The 19,036-nt window shown below is 46.8% G+C and carries 15 protein-coding genes; all 15 read left to right on the top strand.

Annotation, left to right across the window (positions count from 1 at the left end; translation table 11 throughout):
* Window positions 1-2 precede the first annotated feature (2 nt).
* The 15 genes from EKN56_RS07280 (at window position 3) to tssE (ending at window position 19,013) form a co-directional block, all read left to right on the top strand.
* On the top strand, window positions 3-3,029 hold the full coding sequence (locus EKN56_RS07280) for a type VI secretion system Vgr family protein (RefSeq protein WP_130591166.1): 3,027 nt from the start codon (window positions 3-5) through the stop codon (window positions 3,027-3,029).
* A gap of 34 nt (window positions 3,030-3,063) precedes the next feature.
* Window positions 3,064-4,065, top strand: a complete 1,002-nt coding sequence (locus EKN56_RS07285) for a DUF4123 domain-containing protein (RefSeq protein WP_130591167.1) — start codon at window positions 3,064-3,066, stop codon at window positions 4,063-4,065.
* Window positions 4,066-4,087: 22 nt separating this feature from the next.
* The gene (locus EKN56_RS07290) at window positions 4,088-7,090 is read left to right on the top strand and encodes a T6SS effector BTH_I2691 family protein (protein WP_130591168.1); all 3,003 of its coding nucleotides are present in this window, start codon (window positions 4,088-4,090) and stop codon (window positions 7,088-7,090) included.
* A 4-nt stretch (window positions 7,091-7,094) separates the two neighbouring features.
* Window positions 7,095-7,925, top strand: coding sequence for a putative type VI secretion system effector (locus EKN56_RS07295; RefSeq protein ID WP_130591169.1), 831 nt, complete (start codon window positions 7,095-7,097; stop codon window positions 7,923-7,925).
* 325 nt (window positions 7,926-8,250) lie between these two features.
* Window positions 8,251-8,433, top strand: coding sequence for a hypothetical protein (locus tag EKN56_RS07300; RefSeq protein WP_130591170.1), 183 nt, complete (start codon window positions 8,251-8,253; stop codon window positions 8,431-8,433).
* 164 nt (window positions 8,434-8,597) lie between these two features.
* Window positions 8,598-8,864 (top strand): PAAR domain-containing protein, encoded by a 267-nt coding sequence (locus EKN56_RS07305; protein ID WP_130591171.1) that lies wholly within the window; start codon window positions 8,598-8,600, stop codon window positions 8,862-8,864.
* A 9-nt stretch (window positions 8,865-8,873) separates the two neighbouring features.
* Window positions 8,874-10,073 (top strand): hypothetical protein, encoded by a 1,200-nt coding sequence (locus tag EKN56_RS07310; protein WP_130591172.1) that lies wholly within the window; start codon window positions 8,874-8,876, stop codon window positions 10,071-10,073.
* Complete coding sequence (locus EKN56_RS21160) at window positions 10,070-11,131, top strand: hypothetical protein (RefSeq protein ID WP_246019993.1); 1,062 nt, start codon at window positions 10,070-10,072, stop codon at window positions 11,129-11,131. The genes EKN56_RS07310 and EKN56_RS21160 overlap by 4 nt, the downstream gene beginning before the upstream one ends.
* 134 nt (window positions 11,132-11,265) lie before the next feature.
* On the top strand, window positions 11,266-12,687 hold the full coding sequence (locus EKN56_RS07315) for an ImcF-related family protein (RefSeq protein ID WP_246020062.1): 1,422 nt from the start codon (window positions 11,266-11,268) through the stop codon (window positions 12,685-12,687).
* Entirely contained in the window at window positions 12,684-13,682 is a 999-nt protein-coding gene (locus tag EKN56_RS07320) for a type VI secretion IcmF C-terminal domain-containing protein (RefSeq protein WP_246019995.1), read from the top strand. The genes EKN56_RS07315 and EKN56_RS07320 overlap by 4 nt, the downstream gene beginning before the upstream one ends.
* The gene (gene tssA, locus EKN56_RS07325) at window positions 13,672-15,252 is read left to right on the top strand and encodes a type VI secretion system protein TssA (protein WP_130591175.1); all 1,581 of its coding nucleotides are present in this window, start codon (window positions 13,672-13,674) and stop codon (window positions 15,250-15,252) included. Before EKN56_RS07320 ends, tssA begins: the two co-directional genes overlap by 11 nt.
* A gap of 14 nt (window positions 15,253-15,266) precedes the next feature.
* A complete protein-coding gene (gene tssF, locus EKN56_RS07330) occupies window positions 15,267-17,033 on the top strand; it encodes a type VI secretion system baseplate subunit TssF (protein WP_130591176.1) in 1,767 nt (588 codons plus the stop codon).
* The gene (gene tssG, locus EKN56_RS07335) at window positions 16,997-18,037 is read left to right on the top strand and encodes a type VI secretion system baseplate subunit TssG (RefSeq protein WP_130591177.1); all 1,041 of its coding nucleotides are present in this window, start codon (window positions 16,997-16,999) and stop codon (window positions 18,035-18,037) included. The genes tssF and tssG overlap by 37 nt, the downstream gene beginning before the upstream one ends.
* A gap of 10 nt (window positions 18,038-18,047) precedes the next feature.
* On the top strand, window positions 18,048-18,587 hold the full coding sequence (gene tssJ, locus EKN56_RS07340; protein WP_130591178.1) for a type VI secretion system lipoprotein TssJ: 540 nt from the start codon (window positions 18,048-18,050) through the stop codon (window positions 18,585-18,587).
* Between the two features lie 12 nt (window positions 18,588-18,599).
* Window positions 18,600-19,013, top strand: a complete 414-nt coding sequence (gene tssE, locus EKN56_RS07345) for a type VI secretion system baseplate subunit TssE (protein ID WP_130591179.1) — start codon at window positions 18,600-18,602, stop codon at window positions 19,011-19,013.
* Window positions 19,014-19,036: the final 23 nt, after the last annotated feature.

Below are 19,036 nucleotides of genomic sequence, written 5' to 3' on the forward strand. Positions count from 1 at the left end.
GAATGAAAGACCAACTGATAAAAAAAGGTAAAGATCTGCTGGATGAACAGCTTCAGGCCTTTGGTCTGGGCGGAGTGTCAGGTCAGAGCGGCAATGGCAACGGTACCAGCAGTTCTGTCGCAAGCTTTTCATCATTAGGTGATGGGTTAAACCGTTATCAGTTGGCGATTGACGGCTTGAATGCCCAACTTTCAGTGTTAAGCGTACAGGGTCATGAGCACCTGAGCGAAATCTGGCAATATGACATTCAGTTTACCGCACAGCATGGCCTGACCATGGAACAGGTATTGAGTGAAAAAGCGGTATTCACGCTGGCTCCCGGTGGTATCAGCAGCCTGAGTGGTGCAGCCGGTCAGTTAAGTAATGAACTGATGAACGCCTTTAATGCCTTTGGTGGCATGTTCAGTGACAAAATTGGCAGCGCGTTTAATTCTCCTTCCGCTGGTTTTTCCATTAACAGCGTCAGCCAGATGGCCAGTCGCGGTATGGGGATGGTGAATCAGGCCAGTTCGGCGGTAAGCAAGCTGGGTGGCATGGCGGATTCCATTGGCGGCATTGCCGGTAAGGCATCCGGTTTACTGGGTAAAGCAGGTTCCGGTTTGTCATCCATCAGCAGCATGGCCAGTTCGCTGACAGGTGGCGAAAGTGAAACCCGGATTCTGTACGGCGTGGTCACCGCTTTCAGCCAGTTGTCCGGTTCAGCAGATGAAGCCCGCTATTCCATTACCTTATCTCCCCGTTTAGCCCTGCTGGACAACAGCCAAAACAGCGCTATCTTCCAGAACCAGACGGTGCCTCAGGTGGTGGAACAGGTTCTGCGTCAACACGAGATGACCGGGGTGGATTTTCGTTTTGAACTGACAGAAACCTATCCGGTAAAAGAGTACATCACCCAGTGGCAGGAGAGTGATTTAACCTTTATTCGTCGCTTGCTGGCGGACAGCGGTATCTGGTTCAGTTTTGAAACCCATACCAAACACAGCTGTTATGTGGTGGTGTTTGGTGATTCGGAACAGCAATATCAGGACGGCCCAACCGCCAGCTATCGTCAGCCATCCGGCAATAATGATAACGGTGTGGAGTCGGTCTGGGATATGTCGGTGGCGCGTAAAACCGTGCCGCAAAGTGTGCTGACTCAGGACTATAACTACCGTAACGCGCAAACCGGCATGAAGTCGGAAGTCAACGGCGCGCAAAAAGATAAAACCACCCGTGGTCAGCATTATGTTTATGGTGAACACTACCGTGATAAAGGGGAAGTGGTTAACCACGCGAATGCGCAGGATGATGTGCTGGGTCAGTTCAGCAATATGATGCCGAATGGTCTGGGAGATATTCCCGGCGTCAGCCAGTTAAGCGGTGTGGCGGGTTCAGCAGTTTCCGGTGTGACTGGTGCGGTGCAGAATATGGCGGGTCAGGCCAAAGGCGCTTTTGACAGCGTTGGCAGCTCGTTAAGTGGTTTATCGGAGAAAGGTGGCGACCTGCTGAATGGCCTGAACGGTGGCGGCAGTGAAGGTGAAGACGCTGCTGGTGATGAGCCGGACAGCGTAGGTCAGGGTGCCTGGTACGCACGCCTGCGTCATCAGCGCTTTATGACTGAACAAATCACCATCAGTGGTAAAACCACCTTATCCCATCTGGCACCGGGACAGATTCTGACCGTAACCGGCTCGCCGATAGCGGAAGCGGGCAGCGGTATTCTGATTGTTTCAGTAGAGACACAGGGCGACCGTCAGCAGGCTTACGTTATCAGCTTTACCGGTATTCCTTACGACGTCCTGCGCCCTTATCGTCCGGCCCGTTTAGTCTGGCCAACTATCAGCGGCACTTTACCGGCACGGGTGACCAGTCCGGATAACGACACCTACAGCTATATCGACGCACAGGGTCGCTATCGGGTGAAGATGGACTTCGACCTGAACGACAACTGGCGTAAAGGGGAAGATAGCCTGTGGATGCGGCTGGCGAAAGCCTACGCCGGTGAAACCTACGGCATTCACTTCCCGCTGATTGACGGCACCGAAGTGGCTATCGCCTTTACCGAAGGCAATCCGGACCGTCCGTATATTGCCCACGCCATGCACGATTCCCGTCATGGGGATGTGGTCACTGTGGCCAATCATAAACGTAATGTTATTCGCACCCCGGCCAATAACAAACTGCGGATGGACGACGAGCGCGGCAAAGAACATATCAAAGTTGCCACCGAATACGGCAAAACCCAGTTGAATATGGGGCATCTGGTGGATGCGGAGCGTAAACAGCGGGGAGAAGGGTTTGAGCTGCGCACCGATGAGTGGGGGGCGATACGGGCGGGAAAAGGGTTGTTTATCAGTGCGGATGAGCAGCAGACCGCCAAAGGTGAAGTCCGGGAAATGGAGCCTGCGCTGAGCCTACTGGAAGCGGCTTACTCGCAGATGCAGGGTCTGAACCATGCAGCAGAACAGGCACAGGCGCTGGTGGCGGAAATCGCTGCTCAGAAGACGCTGATTGAGCAAAAACTGAAGGACCTGACGGCGAGCGTGATACTGGCCAGCGCACCGGACGGTATTGGTATTGCCAGCGGTGAGGACATGCAGCTGGCGGCGTCTAACAATCTGTATCTCAACGCGGGCAGCAATGCGGATATTGGCGTGGCTAAAAAACTGACGCTGGCAACGGGTGACGGTATCAGCCTGTTTACCCAGAACAGCGGTATGAAACTGCTGGCCAATCAGGGGAAGGTGGAAGTACAGGCGCAAAATGACGCCATGCAGTTGGCCTCGAAGCAGGATATGGAGATTGCCAGCGTGGATGGTCGGGTGATCATTAGCGCCAAAAATGAGTTATTGCTGAACTGTGGTGGTGGGTATATTCGGTTGAAGGATGGTGGGATTGAGTTGGGGTGTCCTAAGAATGTGACGGTTAAGTCGATTGCGTTGCAGAAGCAAGGGGCGGCCAGCATGAATCAGGTTATTGAAATTCCGGAAGGATGTCAGCCAGCGCAACAAGGGGCTTCTCAGGGGCAAAGGGCATCAGTTGAACTTTAACCTTTAGAACACGGACTGTTGAAACAGGTTTATAATGAAAACAAATAAAATAATTAATGCCAAATTTCATGAGCCCAAGTTAAGTGTTCAGGCTACTTTATTAACTGAACAGTTAAAAACACGCTTTCTGACTTATTCGAATCAATGTTATTTATTGTTAGATCCTTTCTTACGTGATTTTATTGATGATGATGTCATAAATGAACGTATTAATAGCAACCAGGTCACCTATATTCCTATACCTCATCCTTCGATAGATAAAACAAAAGTTCCTTTCATTTTGCCATTAAATCTTAATCAGCAGGAAGATTGTAATTTGTTGTTTCATTCGGTATATGAATCTTTATTTGAATCTCACCCGGAACGAATTGATATGGGGGATGGGCGACGCTTTTGTGGTTGGTTAGCGGCGAATTCAAATACTCAGTTACCCGATTTGGCCAGATACATTGGACAGGTTGCTATTCAGCGTTTATCCGAAGACCGAACGATATTATTGCGTTTTTACGACCCGGCTGTTTTGAGCCAACTTTGGCCGATACTATCAGAGGTACAAAAACGAATTTTATTTGGTTTAGCAGAACAGTGGACGGTAATGTCCGGAGAAGCTGAACTGCATACATTTCCAGCTATTGAAGCGAAACTATTTGGAGCTCATACGCTGGGTTTATCCGATGAACAATACAGTCAAATTCGTTGGATAGGGGCAATAAATTGCGGATTATGCACCTATCGTCGTTCAGACAATGCCCCATGGATTAGCGAGTTACAAGCACATAATTTGTTGATGCCAATTTTTGGAAGGTTACAGAATTACACTTTTCATTATTATGATGAATTGGAAAGATTATCTGTCAGGGCCCTCACTATTCATCCTTGTTTTGATTTACATCCATTGCTGACTTCCCGTGTAATTGGGGAGAGTTCAACTATTAGCTACTCTGATTTTGTGAAAGACATCTCAGAACAGCAGTGGATAAAAATTCAAAAAGATTGTATTGCCAACTACGGCTCTTTATCTGAGTTATTATCGTAGAACAGATTAAAAGGACATTAAAATGAGTCAAAGCAAAGATTTTATATGCGATTGCCAGACTAAAGGATTAGCAATTTTACCGGTCAGATATGCAGTAGTGCCAAAGACAGTAGCGCAAAAGTTGCCTGCCTGGGCCGATCAAAGTTGGGCAAAAAGTAAGGGATTTAAGGCTGAATTAGATCCTGAGCAATATCATTATGCTTTGAGAGTAGTAAGGCAGGGGTTTATCTATGTTTATCTGTCGGCGCTTGAAGAAAGCGAAAGATGGCGTGTTTTTAGCATTGCTAAAGATGGAACATTATGGAAGCAGGCCAGTGCTAAGGCAGCGAAGTTAAAAGATAAGTCTGATTGCAGTACCCCCGGACATCAGGCAACCAGAACAGAGTTTTTCTGTATTAGTGAGCCGGAAAAGTGTGGTCAGATATGGATTGCTTACAGTGAACATAAGTGGTCTGAAAATACATTAAAGAAATATGCAGCCGACCCTGGGTTGCGGATGAAGGAAATTAAAGCTTCGGAATGGCAGGTTCCATCGAATAAAGATGATATTGCTAAGGCGACGGAAGAGAGTTTGAATTCGGTGTTGGATTATTGCCCGGATTTTGATTATGGGAGTTTTCCTGATATTGATTATGGTTTACCTGTACCTTATTCAGAAATTTTTAATATTAAAAATTCTTGGGATTTTATTAAAGCAAGAGATAAGCATTTCAATATAACGAAAGGTAAAAAAAATGATTTCTCTTTCATTGATAATAAAGTCGAAATACAAACATCGAATGATTTTTTTATTAAAAATAGAAAAGGTAAGGCTAATGAAACTGAATCATTGATGATGGGATCAGCCGTTGGTAAATGTAACCCGTTAATTATTGCGTTAGAAGATCCCATTGGTTCTTGCAGAGAAATTAATTCCGCATTCAATGAAGTTCCCAGTAAACTAATCAGATATACCAGAGAGTTAGAGTATTATTTTAGTGCATGGAGTTTAATTGGTGGAATAAAACCGTTAATAGAAAATTATAATTCTATTCAGGAACGGGCTAGAGCAGAACAGGAAACCAATCCTGAAAGAAGAAAACGATTAATAAATAGAACTAATTTGCGTGATTTATGGAAGGCGGAACCCGTTGATCTTCAGCACTTTGAAATATTGGATGAAATAACCGATTACTCGCCGGATGCTACTTATGATGCACAATTAGAGGCTCATATTAATACTGTTAATATGCATATTAAACATAAAAGAGCTAACGGATATGATAAGCCAGAATATGTATCAATGGACAGATGGGCTAAATATCAGAAAAAACTAGATAAGACAGGTTCATACGAAAGTTTTAATCAAGAATATCAAAAATTACAAAATAGAGTTAAAGAGCTCAGTGAAAAAAGATGTACTGAATTAGTTAAGCTAATTCGCGATAATTTATTAAATGTTATTTTAGAAGATTATGATACTGAAGACCTGTCTGCTAATTTAGTAGATGCTGTAGAGTTCAGAGAAGTGGTTTCTGATATTGTTGATGGCATAGGCGCAACTAAATCAGGATTATCTTTGATTGATGAATGGTTGGATAATGTAAGTGAAAACACACAGAAGAACTATTTAAGAAGAGCATTAGCATTCAATCAGTCGGATATGGTAGGTGAAATTGATACTATCTTTAGTGAACGAAATAAAAAAGAGGATGAATATCCGAATGAATTAACGGAAGATGATGTCACCACTATTTTAGCGCAGGTGAAATGGAGTAAGCTTGCTGATTTATATAAAAAATCTCAATCTTATGTGAATACTCAATTAAGAATTGCTACAAATGCCAGTGATGTTAAAGGAATTTACAAGCCCGATGCAGGGCTGAAATATTTTTCTGACCGATTACTTATCAATTTTGGCTTCAGGTTCTTATTCACAAGCTATGGTCCAGTAACTAAAGCCGGAGGCGTATTGTTGACGAATTTTATTCATATAGCCTCATTTGTCTCTGAACCGACCAGCCGATCAATTGTAGGTAATATATTTTCTTCACAGTTTTATGGTGTGAAGTTTTATATTGATAAGTTAAAGGGTATAAATACCACTGTTAATGCTAAAAATGAAACACATTACGCAAATATAAAAAGTGCTGTTTCTGAGATAGAGGAAATAAGCGCAAAGAGTACACCTAAGTCTGGTGTTGCGGTAAGAAATCCAGATGCCTCAATACCAGCTCGTAATGCAATTGTTGATGTTCGATTAGCTTTCCTGGTGGCAATACTGGAAGTTTGGAATTTAACCAATGTTATGAAGGCGTTGGATGGAGAGCCTAATAATGAAAAGCTGAAAGAGAAGGTTACTATCGCTATTTTAGCGACGATTGGCGCTTCTACGGAGACATTTGCTCAGCTATCGAAATTAGTTGCAACTGAGTCATCGAATACTTTTAAGGCGTTAAAAATTGGTGGGGCAGTAATAAGTTCTGGGGCGGGGATACTTAATGCATGTATAGATGCCAAATCAATTATTATTAATATAGATAATAACCATTATGGCATGGCTGGGATGTACTTTATTAGGGCCGTCATGAATTTTGGCTCATCAGGTGCAGGAATATTAACAGCACTCACGTACTCAACTAGTTTTATGGAGTACTTTATAGAAAGAAGTTTTTCAAAATATCTTATCACAAGAAAATTTGGACAAGAGGCAATAAGCGTTGCTTCTAGGGTGCTTCTTTTTAGGTCTATTGCTATGGGAGCTGGTATATATATATCGGTTATTATATTGGCAATAACGATAATCATATATTTAGCTGAAGATGATGAACTTGAACTGTGGATGGAGCGTTGTGCATTTGGTATAAGAAAAGAAGGTGATTATTTTTCTGGAAATTTAAAAGAGCAAGAAAAACAATTTAAAATGGCTTTAAGTAAGGTGTTAAATGTAGAATTTGAGATGGAGTTAGATCCGGATGCATATCTGCAAGTTCCACCTAGAATACCACCTAATATGATGGACGTATTTTTTGGAGCATGGAGATAATAAATTGAATAAATTAGAAGATGATAAGCCATTTGTGTTTTTTTCTGGGATTATTTCTGACCTACAAGTAGTGAATGATGAAAGAGATTTTATTTTAGAGTCTGAATTAAAAAATACAGGTAAAGCCGCTGCTGTAGGATTAGCTATAGCGGGGGTAGCAGGTGCGGCGGCAACGGCCTTACAATCCAGTGTTGGAGCTGAGAGCGAAGTACAACTTTTTCGTTGTAAGGTAGGAGATAAACTGGTTACCGGTTGTTTTTCTCGAGTGTTTTTTGATAATAACGAAGAAGTTGATATTGTCGCAGAACCTAAAGAAGATGGTAGCTATTATGCACATGCAGTCCGTAGAACTATTGATCATAGATTGTGGATGCCTTTCTATTGTGAACAAGGTAGTCTAGCTTATAAAAAATCAAAGCTTACTACATCTTTTTGGTTTTCATTAATACTAACATTTCCTTGTATAATTCTACCTATATATGTAAGTCTTAATATTCAAGGGGATTTCATGGAGAAAATAAAAGTATTTGCTTTTACTACATTACTTCTCATTTTTTGTTTTTTATTAATAATGTTAATTGTATATCGATTAATATCAAAACTAGCACCTTTTAGTGTTTTGGCTGAAAAGATATTTACATGTTTTGGGTATGAAAAGCCTGAATTGTTAAATATGAATCATGAGAATAGTCAATTTCTTAAGGACTGTAGAGAATATGGTGAATTTTATTATGTGCCTGATACGAAACAATATAGACAATTATTAGTTGCACCTTGTGTATTCCATTACAGAGAGGCACCAGAAGTTCCTGAATCCTCAAAACTGAAAGAATAATTAATAGGGTTAGTTGAATGACTATATCAATTAATACCCATTAATTATTAAACTGAATAAACGGTCTTAACTGAAGAAAAGACAATTATGACTCAACTACAAAAATTTCTTTTGTCGTTTTCTCAGGAACAATATCTGACTTAGAGGTGGTTAATGATGAAAAAGATTTTATACTTAATTCCGCTTTAATAAACTCAGGGAAGTTAGCAACGGTTGGTTTAGTTATTACGGGAGTAGCAGGCGCGGCGGCAACAGCCTTACAATCCAGTGTTGGAGCTGAAAGTGAAATACAGCTTTTGGTTTAGGTTATTGGATTTCACAGCTATTGTGCTGGCAACCTCAATGGCCGGAAGATATTGTTAATGCAGGTTTACCCGGTAAACCAAAACCTAAAAACACCACGCTGGATGATTATCCTAAAGATATTCAGGAACGATTGTTGCTTAATGCCGATCGTTGGTTGTTAATGACAGAAGATGGTGAAATATTAAGAAATTATCGGACTTAAATCTATATAAAAGCTAAAGCTTAAATTATCCCAATATTTAAAAACAAAAACCACCCACTTATTTAATTAGCCATAAAACCAAAACCCAGCCTCTGATCTCAAACACCAGAGTCAACCAAACACATTCAAAATCTTTAATAAATTAATATAAACAGGATCCCAACATGTCAAAAGGCATTATTCGTTTAGGCGATCGCACCACCCACGGTGGCAATGTCATTACCGCAACCTCCACCATGGTGATGGATGGCAAAAAAGTCGCGCTTATTGGTGATTTAGTCGATTGCCCGAAAAGCGGGCATGGTGTTAATCCGATTATTGAAGGTTCTTCCGACTGGATATCAGACGGCAAGCAGGTAGCGGTTGATGGCTGTCGTTGTGCCTGTGGTTGCACATTGATAACCAGCCTGCCTGAAGTTTTGATAGGGTAATCAATCACTATGTCCTGGCCTAAACCCGCTATTACATCAGAAAAAAGTCTGAAACCACCAAAATTAAAAAGATGGTTTATCGTTCTGCTTATCGTTTTGGCTGTTTCAGCCTTACTGATTTTTTTATTTAAACCTCAACAATCAACAACCGATGAGATTATCTCTTATCTGGCAGTGCTTACTGCCGAAGTGATTATCTGGGCGTTGGTATTTAGCTGGCGAATGTTCAGTCACGGTCTGGAAGTTGACCGGTTTGAATCATGGGAAAAAGAAAAACAGCTGATTGATTTAAGGTGGAACAACTGGGCCAGTCGGCATTTAGTGATATTAAGTAGCCACTTAATGTTGCCGGAAGGGAAGAGCGCCAAAAGCTTTTTAGTTCAATCATCTGATATGCCGGTAAATGCCAGACAGGCAGTTCCATTGGAATTTATTCAGGACGACCAATTAGGCAACCGACAGCAGCAGGCTATTTCTGAGATGTTATTTTCTCAGTTTGCCACCCTGTCAGCACTGCCGGAAACTCAGCGGATTAAAGTAGAGATTTTAACCAGCAATAACATCTTTAATCCGATTAAAGAAGACTTCTATGCTGCCTGGCAGCAACTAAATCTACCTCACGTCACCGATCTTTCAGTGAGAAAAACGTTCGATTTCTCAGCGATTGAACAGTGGATCGACAATCCTGACCATGAGGTAAAGCTTCTGCTCATCCTGCAGCTGGAAGATATCTATAGCAATATGGCATTTATGGCATCGGAGTTTGTCAGTTCGCTGTTATTGGTTGATGAACAACTGGCGAAAACCCTGACGTTAACACCGGTTGCCCAACTGTTACGACCAATGATGACCGATGAAAAAACGGTGTCAGACGATCTTCAGCAAATGCATGAGATCCAATTGGAAATGAGAGAGGCTCATCATCTGTGGCTGACGGGGTTTGATAATAAACCAGAATCAGATGTTGTGGGTTATTTGTCTGAGCTCAATCTGGATTTAGGCCAGTCAAAAGAGAAGAGCGGTTCCCACTATATCGACCTGTATCAAGGATTACCCGGCAAATTGAACGGCTGGTTAGCCTTATCATTGGCGGTTTCCGCCTTAAAACAAACCGGTGAAGCGCAGTTAGCCGCTTCCCATATTGATAACCAAATTGCCTTCAACCTGATCTACCCCCTGGAAGATAAAAAGCAAAAGGATAAAGCATGAGCAATAAGCCGAAAACATGGGGTTTACTGGGAATGGCCCTGATTGCGGGAATAGGTCTTTGTGTGGCGCTCTATTTTTGGGGCGACCAGATGGGATGGGAAACCTGGGGTCAGAAAGGGCTGATCTGGCTATTGTCGATGGTGGTTATTTTTGGCTTTCTGATGGCTCCCATGATTGCCACCAGTTTGAACAATGTTTATGCCAGCCTGAAAGCCAAAGACAAACAGCTTAATCCGGAAGAGCCGAAACCAGAGGTTGACCGTAAAGTGGTTCAAGGGCTGGAAGCCATGCGCACCCACCTCCGTTACCGTTACGGTCTGTTCTCCTGGCGCCGCAAGTTACGCTGGCTGTTAGTCACCGGTGAAGCCACAGACGTGGAGCAGGTGGCGCCGGGGTTAACCACTCAGGGCTGGCAAACCAGCAACGATGCCTTATTGATTTGGGGTGGTTCATCTCAAACGCCTCCGGATGAAAAGTGGTTAAAGCAGCTGAAAAAACTGCGCTGGCGCAGGCCGATCGATGCTCAGGTATGGGTGGTTTCTGCCAGTCACTATGAGCCGAACAAAAAGCAGAAAGCGTTTCAGGATACCGCACTGTGGCGTATGTACAGCCGTAATAAGCTGTTACGTTGGGCGGCTCCGCTATATCTGCTGGATCTTCGTACCATGGAGTGGACGCAGGATGAGCGGGAAGAGCTTCAGGTGGGCACACTGTTCCCCGCCAAACCGCAGCCGGATACCCTGACTAAACTGCTGTCCGCACTGGTAAAACAAACCACTGACATTGGTATGGAACAGGTGATGATTAACCATCGTCACGCTTTTCTGTTACAGCTGGCTCAGGATTTGGAACAGCGGGATATTCCTCGTCTGCGTGGCTGGTTACCGTCGTTTGTTGCCGCTCAGGGGGGAACCAACTGCGTGGTTTGCTGTTTACCTCGAAAGCTACCCGACCGGATACTCTGGCAGATCATACTTTTCTTGCCACCCCAGCATGGCAGGTGGTCACCGATGACAGCCGCAAAGCCAAAGGGCGTGGAGTTGGTATTCAGTGGGTAAACAGCGCGGTGGCAACGGTATTAGGTATTGTGCTGCTGTTTGGCCTGGGCTGTATTGTCTCTTACATTGGTAACCGGGGGCTGATTTCATCGGCGGAAAATCTGGCAAAACAGAGCACTGATTTTAACGTTAGCATGACCGAACGTTTAACCCACCAGCAGGCGTTTAAACAGCAGATTTCCCAACTGCAATATCGCGCTGAACACGGTAGTCCGTGGTATCTGGGTTTTGGTTTAAGCACTAACAATAAGCTGCTGACGGTGCTGTGGCCGTATTATCACACCGCCAACCAACAAAATATTCAGCAGCCAATCGTGGATAACCTGTATGGCAAACTAACTGAACTGGTGCAAATGCCCCCCAACAGTCCGGAACGCGCGGAGTTAGCCAAAGCCGGTTACGATCGCCTGAAAGCCTATCTGATGCTGTCCCGTCCCGATCGGGTTGATGCGCCACTGTTAGGGAATATTCTGATTGAAAATAACAAACGCGCACCTGCTACCGTCTCTGATGGCGTATGGCAAAGCGTCGGCCCGGAGCTGATGCAGTTCTATGCCAACAATCTCTCCCGTCATCCTGAATGGGCGATTAAACCCGACCGAATGCTGGTCAGCGATGCCCGTCAGGTATTGATGAACCATATCGGGATGCAAAATGCTGAAACCTCTATTTATCAGGGGATCCTGCGTCGCGTAGGGCAAAACTACGGAAATATGTCGTTGAATCAAGTGCTCAACGGCATGGATAGCCGCACGCTGTTTACCACCGAAGAAGAAGTGCCGGGCATGTTTACCCGCGATGCCTGGGAAGGCATGGTGGAGAAAGAGATTGATAAGGCGGTGAAAAACCGTCGTGAAGAGATTGACTGGGTGTTGACCGACGGCGGTAAACAGCAGGCCAACGATATTTCGCCGGAAGTCCTAAAACAGCGACTGAGCGAGCGTTACTTTACTGACTACAGTGCCGCCTGGCTTAACTTCCTGAACAGCATCAGTTGGACAAGGGCTGAATCCATGTCCGATGTCATTGACCAACTGACGCTGCTGGCGGATGCCCGTCAGTCACCGCTGATTGCCCTGATGAATACCGTCAAATATCAGGGGCAAACTGCGCAAAAAGGGCGGGCATTGACAGAAACTCTGGTGAAATCAGCCCAGGAAGTGTTCGGCAGCAAGGCCAAACGGTTGGATGCCATTCCGATGGATGACGATACGCCAGTCGGCCCGCTGGACGGCACTTTTGCGCCGCTATTGCGTATTGTGCAGGCCACCACCAAAGAGAGCGGTGACAACCTTAGCCTGCAAACCTATCTGACCCGTGTTACCCGGGTGCGTCTCAAGTTGCAGCAAATTACCAGCGCGCCGGATCCACAGGCGATGACTCAATCGCTGGCTAAAACCGTATTTGAAGGTAAGGCCATCGACTTAACCGATACCCGTGATTATGGCAGCCTGATTGCCGCCAGTATGGGGAAGAGTGGGCTGGCTTTGGCAGTAATCTGTTCGTCCAGCCGCTGGAGCAGGCATGGCAGGCGGTACTGGAACCGGCAGCCATGAGCTTTAATAACGCCTGGCGCGAAAGCATTGCTGACCCGTGGTACCGCGCCTTTAACGGTCGCTATCCGTTTAAGGCCACGGCCAATGATGTTTCCCTGCCTGAACTGGGGCGTTTTCTGCGTCCGGATACCGGCCTGATTGAACGCTTTGTCAGCACCCAACTGGGAGGAATGCTGCATAAACAGGGCGACGTTTGGGTTGCCGACGCGTTGAATTCTCAGGGATTAACCCTTAATCCGCAGTTTATCGGGGCATTAAATCAGCTCAGCCGTCTTTCCGGTATGCTGTATGCCAACGGTGATGCAGATATGACCTTTGAGTTGATGGCTCGTCCAAGTCCGGGGGTTACCAAGACTGAGCTGCTGTTGGATGGCGCCACTCTGAGTTATTTCAACCAGATGGAAAGCTGGAAAACCCTGAGTTGGCCGGGTGATGCTTACACGCCAGGCGCTCAGCTAAGCTGGAGCACCGAGCAAACCGGGCTAAGGCTATTTGATAGTCCAAAAGGCAGCTGGGGCTGGGTTCGTCTGCTGGAGAAAGCCAACATCACTCAACTGGACAGCACCCGCTATCGGGTGGTGTGGAAGGCAGATGACGGCAGCGATCTTAATTATATCCTGCGGGTACAGAGCAACAGCGGGCCAGTGGAGTTATTGGGTCTGAAAGGCTTCACCTTACCGGCTAACGTATTCGTTACGTCCCGAACGCCAATGATGCCAAATGCTTCCGGAGATACTCAACCGGTTAAACCGGCGACCAAACCAGCCTCCAGTCCACGCAAACATACACCGGTTTCTACCGCAGATGCCTCCACGGTGATGCCTGCTAAATACCGTAAGAAAAAGGCTGCGGCAGATAAAGTAGCAGAGACTAATCAAGCGGCGGAATCAACGGAAGCAGTTGCTGAAGCAGCAGCGACCGATGAAAGCCCGGCGGATACCAGCGAAGAACGAAAAGTCGTCCCGATGATGAGAATAGAACACGATGCTAACTAATTTACTGCAAGCCCTGTTTGGAAGTCGCGATCCGCAAGAAGGGGTGAAAAAGCGGATTCAACAGCACTGGCAATCGTGGCTGGTACCGATCGAAGGGGATAATCCCGCGGGTATCGACCCCAGCTATGACGATGACTTTCAACTGATAAAAGAAGAGATCGCCAAGCTGTCCGGTATCGATGCGGCATTGATTATTGAAATCAGTGAAAAGCTTCTGCAAAAGCGAACCAAAGATATCCGGGTTGCTTCTTATTACGCCTGGGCACGCCTGCGTCTGGACGGTATTAGCGGTCTGGCGGACGGTCTGGAGCTGATGGCTGGTCTGGTGGCGCGTTACGATGCTGCGCTGTATCCCAAACGTGCCGAAAGCAAAAAGTCATCCGTTGAGTGGTTAGCCAGCAGCAAGTTTATTGATTTATTAGAAGCGCAAAGCAGCTTTCAACATCAGGACTTGGAGCGGGCTATTTCTGCGTTATCCCTGATGGTCAGCTATACCAAACAGTGGGAAGCAGAACTGCAGCCAGATTTACGTGGTTTGATTCGACTGTTCGAAATCCGTCTGGAAAGTCCGGAACCGGAGCCATTGCCCTCTGCACCGGTAACGCCGTTGTCTAATTCGATTTCATCCAACGGTTTGAAAGTAAAAAATGAAGAAGTGCGTTCGTTACGAGAAGTGTTGGACCAAACCCGTCAAATCTCCGCATTTTTGCGGGAAAAACCGGATGGCTATCTGGCGGCGTTTCGTCTGATCCGCAGTATCAGATGGGACACTGTCACTTCTTTACCGCCTCACGATGCCCAATATGCTACTCGCTTAATCGCCCCCCGCAGCGAGCTGAAACAGCATCTTAATCGCCTGTGGCTTCAGCAAAGCTGGATTGAGCTGCTGGAGCAGGTGGAACGGGCATTCTCTGAAGCAGCAAACCATTTTTGGCTCGACCTGCAACGCTATGCCTGTGATGCCATGCTCAATGCCGGTGCGCCTTATAACGGCTGGCAGGAAATCTGCCTGACGGATGTCGCACTGATGCTGGACAGACTAAAAGGATTAGAGCGACTGACCTATAGCGATGGTACGCCGTTTGCCGATGATGACACGCTGAGCTGGATAGCGTCGTCAGCCTCCATTCGCCATCTGGATGAGGGCGAAGCGTTGGCACCAATCCCAGTGGATGTTGGCGGAAACTGGAGCGAAATCGAACAGCAGGCGATGGAAATTGCCGGTCGCGATGGGCTGGAGTCGGCATTTAACTGGATGAACAACCTGCCGGATATGGTGACCGATCGCCAGCGCTATTTGCATCGCATGTTGCTGGCTCGTCTGGCGGAACAGCACGGGCAGCGGGATATGGCTTTTCGCCTGTTGAACGGGCTGAATCGGGAATGTGACAACTACCGTTTAACCGGCTGGGAGCCGGATCTGGTGTTTGAACTTAAGTCCCGTCTGTTAAAGCTGGTTCAACAAAAAAGCATACTGAAAGATGCTGACAAAACAGCGCTAAATAAAGAAGCCGATCAACTACTCAGTGAGCTAACGGTACTGCATCCTGCTCGCGCATTGACATTTTAAGGGCAGCAACTCCAATGGACGATTTGATTAAACGCTATTACGAAGCGGAAATGCGTTACCTGCGTGAAGCAGGCAAAGAGTTTGCACAAGTGCATCCGGACAGGGCTGGCCTGTTGAATCTCGATCGGGTAGGTGACAGAGACCCTTACGTAGAACGACTGTTTGAAGGCTTTGCTTTTTTGATGGGGCGACTGCGTCAAAAGCTGGATGATGACCTGCCTGAACTTACTGAAGGGGTGGTTAGCCTGCTGTGGCCGCACTATCTGCGGATTATTCCTTCACTGTCGATTGTTGAGCTATTGCCGGATTACAACGTACTGGCGCGTAAAGAGGTGGTCGAGCCAGGATTTGGGGTGCAAACCGCCCCCGTGGGGCCATCGAGAACCCGCTGTAAATATCAAACTACCCAGCGAGTTGAGATACAGCCGATAAAAATTACCCGGGCGGGAATTCGCAGCCATCAGGACGGACGCTCGGTTATTCATATGCGCTTTGATTTTGGTGAGATGGCGGACAGAAAACAGATGGATCTGTCTACGCTGCGCCTGTATATCAATGCTGATACCCCGGTAGCTTCAGCCCTGTATCGCGCCATGGTGTATCAGGTTGGTGCCATGAAGATCCGCTATCCCGGCTATCAGGATGGTGCCTTACAGCCGTTTAACGGTCGCATCACGCCAGCCGGTTTTTCTCCCGATGAACGGTTATGGCTGAAACCGGATAACGCCTTCGGCGGTTACCAATTGCTGTTGGAGTATTTCACCTTCCGCGAAAAGTTTATGTTTGTTGATCTGCAAGGGCTGGATTTGGCGCAGATGTCAGCAGACTGCAATGCCTTTGAGCTGGAGTTGGTACTGAACGAGATCTGGGCTGACGATCTGCCTTTTAACGCAGAGAATATTCGTCTGCACTGTTCACCGGTGATTAATCTGTTCCCGATGGAAGCCGATCCGGTCAGAGTCAATCAACTGGACAGCGAATATCTACTGCGCCCGCTGCTTCAGCAGGATGGACATATTGAGATCTACGCAGTGGATGCAGTTCAGTCTATCAGCCGCAATGGACGAGCCAGCTATGTTCCCTTTACCAGCTTCCGCCATCGCGGTGGGATGTTACGCCATGATGCACCGGAACGTTATTACCATACGCGAGTACGACGCGGTGCTTCCGGACTGCATGATACCTGGCTGATTCTGGGCGGGCAGGTATGGGAACGGGCTGAAGAAGTTTATGATGAAACGCTCTCCCTGCGCATTACCGGTACCAACGGGATGTTGCCCCGCAAGGCATTGCGTAACGCGTCGATTAATCAAATCACCCACAGCCAGAATGGCGTAATGGCAGTACGCAATTTGTGTGCGCCAACCTTACCGTGCTATCCACCGGTAAACGACCGTTTTCACTGGCGGGTATTGTCCCATCTGGCCCCTAATTATCTGTCATTAATGAATGCCGAAGTGCTGCGCGGTACGCTGGCACTGTACGACTGGACGGATAATGAACTTAATCGTCGCCGTCTGGAAGGGATTGTGGATGTAAAACACAAACCGGTACAGCGCATGACGAAGGGGATGCTGGAGCGCGGAGTAGAGATTGAAATCACGCTGAATACTCATCAGTTCTCCGGTGAAGGCGATGTGGCACTGTTTGGTGAGCTGCTGCATCAGTTCTTTGCTCTGTATGCCGACCTGAATCTCTTTACTCGCTTGACTTTAGTGCTTTTACCTACAGGGAAACGTTTAAAATGGACCGACAGCAAGACAGTACGTTCTCCCCTTTGATGGAAGGACTGTTCCGGCAAGTGCCGCGAATGAATTTTTATAAGTTCTGTCAGTATATTGAACAGCAACATCCTGATTTACCACCGCTGGGCAAATCAGAAACCCCGGCTACCGATCCGGTTCGCTTTCGTCCAGTACCCGAAATGGGGTTTCCCGCCAGTGAAATGAAACGGGTGGAGTGGGACCGGGAATTCCCCGAGCGCCCCCCCACGGTGCGTACTACTTTTCTGGGATTGTATGGTGTCGATGCGGTGCTGCCTTATGCCTGGCTGGACGACATTGTGCAGCGTCAGGAAGGGCATGAGTCACTGGAAGGGTTTCTCGATATTTTCAACCACCGGGTGATGACCCAGTATTACCGCATCTGGCTAAAGTACTACTATCCGGCAGGATTCCGTTCCGGTGGTACCGATTTGGTCTCCCAGTGTTTACTGGGACTGGCAGGTTTTGGGATTGAAGGCTCCAGCGAGCAGATAGCTGCACCGCCGTCGCGCTTTCTGGCACTGATGGGGCTAATTACCCAACGTACTCGTACCGGTGATGGCTTACGCTGTGTGGTGAATTTGCTGTTGCCCGGTGCTGAGGTTGAGGTGCGGGAGTTTTATCCTCAGTGGATCAATCTTGAGTCGCCCGCCAGATTACAGCGGGATGAACCCATTAGCCTGCAGCGTTCAGCGGTTTTAGGCCGGCGCTTCAAAGAGAGCAATAGCGCGGTTCACGTCACCATTACACCCATCGATATTCAACAGGTTGAAGGGTTATTGCCCGGTGAGTCCATTCATACCGATTTAATGGCGCTATTGCGTGCTTATCTGGGGTATCGCTTTGACGCCTGTATGAACATGAAAGTGAAACGTTCGTTATTACCTAAAGCACAGTTGGGGGAGTCCCGGGTGCGTTTAGGGCTCACGGCAGTGCTGGGCATGAAACAGATAGATAAACAACATCAGGCAATAACGGTAAATCTGGGGCGCTATGTGGGTTTAGCCGCCGGACAGCAATAGAGGAATGACGATGAAACCGCAAAAAAATAATAAGTCAGTAGCAGGGCTCGCTGTCGGCATGATGTTACTTGGTAGCCTGTTAACAGGGTGCGGACTGATGCAAACCGCAACGGATGGAACGGTGAGCGTAGCCAAAGCGATTTTTATCAAAGACATTAAAGTGCTGCATCTGGATTTTGCTGCCAGAGCGCAGCTTAATCCCGGCGACGGCGGCATTCCTGCTTCGCTGGTGATCCGTACCTATCAGCTAGGCAAAAAAGAAAACTTCGAAAAAGCCAGCTATCAGGACCTACTGGAAAATGATGAAAAGGTGTTAGGCGCTGACTTTATCTCCCGGGATGAGGTGGTACTGAATCCGTCATCTGCTATTACGCTGGACTCTCCTATGAACAAAGAGGCCTCCTTTGTTGGCGTAGTCGCCTTATTTCGCACCCCAAATCTGGATGACAACAGCTGGCGAGTGCTGATTGAACGTAACGATCTGGATGCGGATAAACCACGTTTGCTGGTGGCTAACTACGCGGAAATTGGTTTAGTTCCGGTCAAATAACAAGGAGTCACTATGGGGCCGTCACTGTATGAATCCCTGATGGGGAATTTCAAATCGGGCATCGCCGTTGATGAGGTGAATGAACAGACTCAAACCATTCTTAGCGTAATGGATAATATTCAACGCATCCTCAATAGTCGGGCCGGAGCGATTAAGTATCTGCCGGACTATGGTTTACCGGATCTCAGCCTGATTTATCAGGAGTTGCCGTCATCTGCCCACAGCCTGATGCGTGCCATTCAGCATACTTTACTTAAGTATGAACCCCGCCTGTACGCCGTTGAGCTGACGTTGGAACCGGGAGGGAAAGATATGATTCTTAGCTACACCTTAACCTGCCATTTAAAAGAGATAGGGCTGGTACGCTTTGGAACCTACTTTATGCCGGAAGGCAGGGCGATATTGAGACGGTTGACGGTGCGGTGAGAGAACATTAATGGATGACTGTC

The sequence above is a fragment of the Limnobaculum zhutongyuii genome (genome assembly GCF_004295645.1).
Taxonomy (GTDB): Bacteria; Pseudomonadota; Gammaproteobacteria; order Enterobacterales; family Enterobacteriaceae; genus Limnobaculum; species Limnobaculum zhutongyuii.